The sequence below is a fragment of the Pirellulales bacterium genome (assembly GCA_019694435.1).
In the GTDB taxonomy this organism is placed as follows: Bacteria; Planctomycetota; Planctomycetia; order Pirellulales; family JAEUIK01; genus JAIBBZ01.
The window spans coordinates 1-5,196 of the sequence record JAIBBZ010000075.1 but is presented as its reverse complement, the minus strand read 5'-3'; the positions used below and the strand labels follow the sequence as shown (position 1 = coordinate 5,196).

10 protein-coding genes are annotated in these 5,196 nt (G+C 62.7%); 2 read left to right on the top strand and 8 right to left on the bottom strand.

Annotated features, from left to right (window positions below; all coding sequences use genetic code 11):
* Nucleotides 1-221 (top strand): hypothetical protein (locus K1X74_23285; protein MBX7169276.1); only part of this gene is annotated, 221 nt, incomplete at its 5' end.
* Nucleotides 222-266: 45 nt separating this feature from the next.
* Here the strand turns inward: K1X74_23285 and K1X74_23280 are convergent.
* Complete coding sequence (locus K1X74_23280) at nucleotides 267-983, bottom strand: hypothetical protein (protein MBX7169275.1); 717 nt, start codon at nucleotides 981-983, stop codon at nucleotides 267-269.
* Between the two features lie 291 nt (nucleotides 984-1,274).
* Between K1X74_23280 and K1X74_23275 the strand changes: the two genes are divergently transcribed.
* On the top strand, nucleotides 1,275-1,604 hold the full coding sequence (locus K1X74_23275) for a hypothetical protein (protein ID MBX7169274.1): 330 nt from the start codon (nucleotides 1,275-1,277) through the stop codon (nucleotides 1,602-1,604).
* On the opposite strand, the gene K1X74_23270 is transcribed toward K1X74_23275, so the two are convergent.
* The 7 genes from K1X74_23270 to K1X74_23240 all read right to left on the bottom strand — a co-directional run bounded on the left by K1X74_23270 (nucleotide 1,596) and on the right by K1X74_23240 (nucleotide 5,173).
* A complete protein-coding gene (locus K1X74_23270) occupies nucleotides 1,596-1,937 on the bottom strand; it encodes a hypothetical protein (GenBank protein MBX7169273.1) in 342 nt (113 codons plus the stop codon). The two genes, K1X74_23275 and K1X74_23270, sit on opposite strands and share 9 nt — an antisense overlap.
* An 8-nt stretch (nucleotides 1,938-1,945) precedes the next feature.
* A complete protein-coding gene (locus K1X74_23265) occupies nucleotides 1,946-2,212 on the bottom strand; it encodes an HNH endonuclease (protein MBX7169272.1) in 267 nt (88 codons plus the stop codon).
* Between the two features lie 3 nt (nucleotides 2,213-2,215).
* Nucleotides 2,216-2,767 (bottom strand): hypothetical protein, encoded by a 552-nt coding sequence (locus K1X74_23260; protein ID MBX7169271.1) that lies wholly within the window; start codon nucleotides 2,765-2,767, stop codon nucleotides 2,216-2,218.
* A 47-nt stretch (nucleotides 2,768-2,814) separates the two neighbouring features.
* Entirely contained in the window at nucleotides 2,815-3,609 is a 795-nt protein-coding gene (locus K1X74_23255; GenBank protein MBX7169270.1) for a matrixin family metalloprotease, read from the bottom strand.
* Between the two features lie 69 nt (nucleotides 3,610-3,678).
* Nucleotides 3,679-3,993 carry a hypothetical protein gene (locus K1X74_23250; GenBank protein MBX7169269.1) on the bottom strand — a complete coding sequence of 105 codons (315 nt, stop codon included), beginning with the start codon at nucleotides 3,991-3,993 and terminating at the stop codon, nucleotides 3,679-3,681.
* Nucleotides 3,994-4,043: 50 nt separating this feature from the next.
* Entirely contained in the window at nucleotides 4,044-4,646 is a 603-nt protein-coding gene (locus tag K1X74_23245; GenBank protein ID MBX7169268.1) for a hypothetical protein, read from the bottom strand.
* 14 nt (nucleotides 4,647-4,660) lie between these two features.
* Nucleotides 4,661-5,173, bottom strand: coding sequence for a hypothetical protein (locus K1X74_23240; GenBank protein ID MBX7169267.1), 513 nt, complete (start codon nucleotides 5,171-5,173; stop codon nucleotides 4,661-4,663).
* Between the last annotated feature and the right edge of the window lie 23 nt (nucleotides 5,174-5,196).

The following is a 5,196-nucleotide window of genomic DNA, read 5'->3' as shown; positions in this document are numbered from 1 at the left end:
ACAACGAGCAAAAGCGGATCCGCGACAATCTCCAAGCCCTGGGCGACCGCTCGGCGGAAAAAGAGCTGCGCGAACGCTTTGTCCGCACGCTCAGTAGCCAGGAAGACCGGCTTGAAAAGATCCAGCAGGAAACCGAGGCCGTCAATCGCAAGCGCGAAGCCAGCCTGGAGAAAATCCAGGCGGCCCTGGGAAAACTGGAATATGAAGTAAGTCTTAAGTAAATTTACTTTGCCAGCGGGTCGCGGTGCAGGACTCCGAAAAGGACTTCACCCTTTTCGAGTTGTTGGCCGGGGAGGGGGTTCACCGGGTATTGGGTGCTTACCACTTCTGGACGGTCGAGCAGGGTCGGCTTTTTTCTTTCGGCTACCGCCCGGCACCGCTTCTTCGTGAAATTGTTGATCTGTTGCCGAAGAAAGTTGTCGCCCATCGGAAACGACCTCCGCAATCACCGGCGTATAAACCTGCTCCCGGCCTCGCCGTTCTCGGCGCAGGAGCCTTTTGTCGTAAAGGTCTTTGAGTCTGTTGTTCCAGGCCGTAGCCTTGATATTCTCATCTGGTCGAAGCCGTTCCAGCGCCGCCCCGGTCGCCTCCTGAAGTTCAAGCAAGGCATTCAGAGTATTGCGTTGCCCCGGATCAAGCGAACCGACAAGCACCGCCGTTCGGGCTGGCGCATTACCCGTCGCAACGAGATAACACTGATGAGTCCAGTCAGCGACCAAGGTCAGGTCGTCCAGCCATCCTTCCTGAGCATTGCAGATTACAGGGAACACGTCGTTCCCTTCGTCAGCAGCCCAGCGGAAGAATGGAACGATCATGGCGTTTACCCAAGAGCCAGTGACCAGATCCACACCGCTGAAGTCAAGGAAAACGATCTCACCAGGCGGAACATCGCTGAGGAGTTCGCACAGGCGGGCATAGTGTTTTTTTCCGAGCAACCGCCCTTGCAGTTTACTCCCGAACACTTCTGCCATCGCAATAACCATTGGTTCCCTCATCATCCTCGCCTCATACTAATGAGATTATAACCGCCTCGGGGCAGAAGGCAAGCGGAAATCGAACACACTGCGGAAGGGCCGTTGCCGCAGTTGGTTCGCGTGACGCTCAAATAGGGAGGAATGACATTGATGTGCGAAATTCCGTCATGGGCTTGCTCGAGGTGGGGACAATATGAGCATGACTGGCTGACGTGCTCGACTTGCCTTCCCAGGTTTTACGCCTACGACCTTGCCAACAGGCCGTCTCCGGTGAGGGTATTCTACACTGACGTTGGCAGGATGGGGCTGGGCATCAATCTTGGCGCCACAGAAATCATTGTCGACATGGTCCGCGACGTTGGGGCGCCTGAAATGATGTTCTACAAGAGGCACCCCGCTGGCGCTCGCCGCGGCGAATTGGAGGCCAAGCGGATTGATGACCTCTTCGAGACCGCCAAGTCTTGGGCGATCATCGGGCCAAAAGGGTCATACTTTTGCAACGGGATGATTGTCGATGCGCCAAAGCTCGTTCGCGATGGCGTCGCAAAGCACAAATGGGTGCTTGTGACTCTGGAGCCCAGATGGATCGGCGATCGGACGGATTGGTTGGCTGGAGATGTGTCATGGTGACGAGGACCGCAGCACTTTTTCGATCGACGCCCAATCCGCTGGCCTCCACGTGTAGCTCTCCACGCCTGCGCCAGCGAAAGCCTCAAGCCAGGCGAGTTGCTCGAGCGACGGCACGTTGCACCCTACCTTCAGCTCGGCCACAACTACCCGCTCCCGGACGAGGATGAGATCCGGGAACCCCTTCCCATCCCCCTGTACTGCCGTTCGCCAACCCTTGGCCGTTTGGGCCGGGCGGAAGTGCGCTGTGCGCCAGCCCATGGCCTTTGCGTACGCGAGCACCTGGGCGGTAAAGCCGCTTTCGCTCAGCTTCAGGGTTTTGATTCGCACGCCCATGAGGCCTCCTATAGCCCGGCCCGCGTCTTGATCGCGTGGCAGCGCCCGCACAACGGTTGGTGGTTGGCAGGGTCCCAGAACAAGACTTGGTCGCCGCGGTGGGGCCGGATGTGGTCCACCTGCGTCGCTGCGCTGGTCACGCCCTGGCGCTCGCACTCCCGGCAGAGGGGATGGTGGCCGAGGTACCACCGGGCGTAGCGCTGCCAGCGGCTGCCGTAGCCGCGCTGAGCGGTCGTCCGCCGCATAGCCGGCGACCGGCGTTTCGGTTTCCACACGGGTCACCGCCTCGGGATGGCCCAGAGCGGCAACGGCGGCGGCAACGTGCCGGCGTAGAACGCCTCGGGCCCGATCATGCGGCGCACGGCGTGGAGCGACTGCCGACGCATGGTCACATCGTAATGCCTGGTCTGCGCGTAGGCTACCGCCGCCCACACATGGTACATCGCATCGGTATCGTCGATCGCCGCAATGATCTCCTCACGGTGCACCATGTCGCAGGCCGCCCGCCGCTTGAGTTCCTCCCGAAACTCTCGATTGGCCGTGAGCATGCAGCTGCAGAACCCCAACGGCGGCAATTGGTGGCAATCCGCGAGCATCGGCGCTGACTGCAGCGAGGCGCATTGGCCGCGAAGGGCCAGGAGGTCCTGAGACCAACTCCAGTCGCTCGCAAAATACCCTGACGCCGCGCGTGGGTCCAAGATTTCCGCCTCGATCGCCAGCGCGACGATGGCGGGATGGATCGCCGTGATCCACGGCTCGATCCTTTCGGGGACATCGTCGCCCGGCGATGACAGCAGCATCGCGGCTATCACAACCTCGTAGGTGAACATTGCAAAAACCTCCGGTCCGGGCAAGGGGCCTGACATTGGTATGTCACTCAGGTGACGACGCGGAGATTCTCTCCCTCGATCGTCAACCGCGTCACGCCCGGCGGTAGCGGGAGCGGCACAGGGTTCGCCGGCTGCGCGGACCCGTAGAGGGCTTGGATCGCCGCGATGTCCCATTGCGTGGGGTCGCGGACGGTCGAGCTGTAAAACGGCGACATCAGCGCGGCGGCGTGCTGCATGTCGTGATCGAGGCCCAGGGCGTGCCCGGCCTCGTGATCGAAGACGTTGTCGTACTTGATGGGGGCGCTGGGCCCGTACTGCTCGGCGAGATCGAACCGCATGAGGATTTGCCGGTTGTCCCCTGCCGGCTTGTACGACCATGCGAGGACGCCGGAGGGCCCGTCGAATCCCGCCTGTGGGCCACTGCCGACCGAGATCACCACGTCGGGCACGTCGGCTTTGGTCGCGCGCCGGATCTTCAGCGGAATCACCGCGGCCCAGCGCTGCCAGCCGACGGCAGTCCGATCCTCCTGTTCCTGCGGGGCGAAGCCAGGCAGGTAGTCGGCGATCGACCAGGTGATTTCGGGTTTAGTCCAGCGCGACGCCGAACTGGTCGCCGCCAGGCGGTTATCGGACAAACCACAACGCGGCCGCTCCATCAAGCCGAGCGTCGCCGCGTCGATAACCCCTGTCACCGGCAGCCCGCCAACGCGCTGCAGGGCCTCGATCGCGGCGGCGGCGTTGCTCGCGATCGACGCGGCCCCGCCGGCGAGGTAGCCGAAGTGCCGCAGCCAAGCCACAGCTTTGGCCGTGCCGCCAAAGCTGCTAATGATTTCTTCGAGCAAGGTCAATCTCCTAAAAGCTGGAGTTTATGAAGCGGCGGGCCCGAAGTGGGCCCGCCTGAAATGCCGGTCTCAGCGCCGATGGTGGCGATGGGGCACGGCGACGATGGCCAACGGGAAGCCGCGGCGGGTTTGCAGCAGCAACGGCCCGGCCTGCACAGCCTGCACGTACTGCGGCCCCTGCAGGAATTGCGGGGCGACGATCTGCTGCAGCTGCTGCAGCTGCTGCAGCTGTTGGCCTTGCCCACAGGTATAACCCGAGGGTTGGCCGACGAGATTTTGCGGGGGTGCGACGACGGTTTGCACCGGGACGCAGCCGCCGGCCTGGACGACCGGGGCGAAGGACGCCGCGAGCATCAGGCACGCGACGACGCACAAGCGAAACATGGACGACTCCTTTCAGGAGCGAATCGGACAGAGCGCAGCGGCACGCGCCGCTACTTCACTTTCGACAGCTGGGCGGACAGGAAGAGTAGGGCTTCGCCCGTCGTCTTCGGGCTGAGCGGGACGCAGGTCGGGCACTTCTTCGGCATGCGCCCCTCGAGGATCGCCTGCATCGCGCTACCGATCGCGGCCGGCGTGGTGAGCTGCTCGATCGCGAACCCACCTTTGGCTACCTTCCCGCTGTGGCACTGGGCGCACGATTGCTTGATCGCATCGGCACCGCTGCTCGGCGCGGCCGTCAGCTTCTCCGGCGCCGATACCGCCGGCTTTTCGAGCGACTCCATTCGCTTCGCCAACTGCTCGAGCTGGCTCTTGAGATGCTCGCACGGTGTGGTCGCTGCCGTCGGCGACTTTTGAGTAAGCGCTGCGGACCGAGCGGCGATCGCATCGGCGAGTAGCGACTGCCCATAGTAGTCCTGCACCGTGTAATAGAACGGGTTGTAGGGCGGCGTGACCGCCACCGGCAGGATAAGGGCTTGGTTGTAATAGGTCGGCTGGCTGTAGGCAACATGGTGCGTACCGTAGCCATGCCCAAAGCCGCCGCCGGCGTCGGCGCCGCACGCAACAAGGATGGCCAACGCCATCGCGCCGAGCAAGATCCCGAAACACTTCATGGTGGTAACCTCGAGGTCAAAACCGCCTCCTGAAACAGCCCGGACTCCCAAAGTCTTCGTGGAACAGGCTCGCCCTGCACCAACAAATTGAGCCGCACACGAGGTGAGTACTTTGCAAAACGGAGCTTCATCGTCTCGATCGGCAAGCCCAGCTCGATGGCCGCCTGCTCGGGGCTCACCGGCCTGTCGTAGGCTTCGCGCAGGTGGGTTTGGGTCTCGACCATCTTCGCCCCGCTCCATCCCGTGGTGCGATTGAGCAGGGCGCCGAATCGCCCCTGCCAGCCGGGGATCTTCCCGTCCCAGTCGAGGTAGAAATTCTCGTAGGCGTTCCTTTGGTCGCGGTCCGCGAACCGGGTTTTCACGCCCGCCTTTCGCTGATCGTCGACCAGGTTCTTGGGGCGCAAAAATCCGTTGCTCGGACCATGGCAACCGAAGCAACTGAACGGCGTCCGCACGTCGGCGCTGCGCGGGTGCCCTTCCACGTCGCGCACGATGTTCGTCGGTGCCAACTCGACCCGCTTACCCTTGCCGT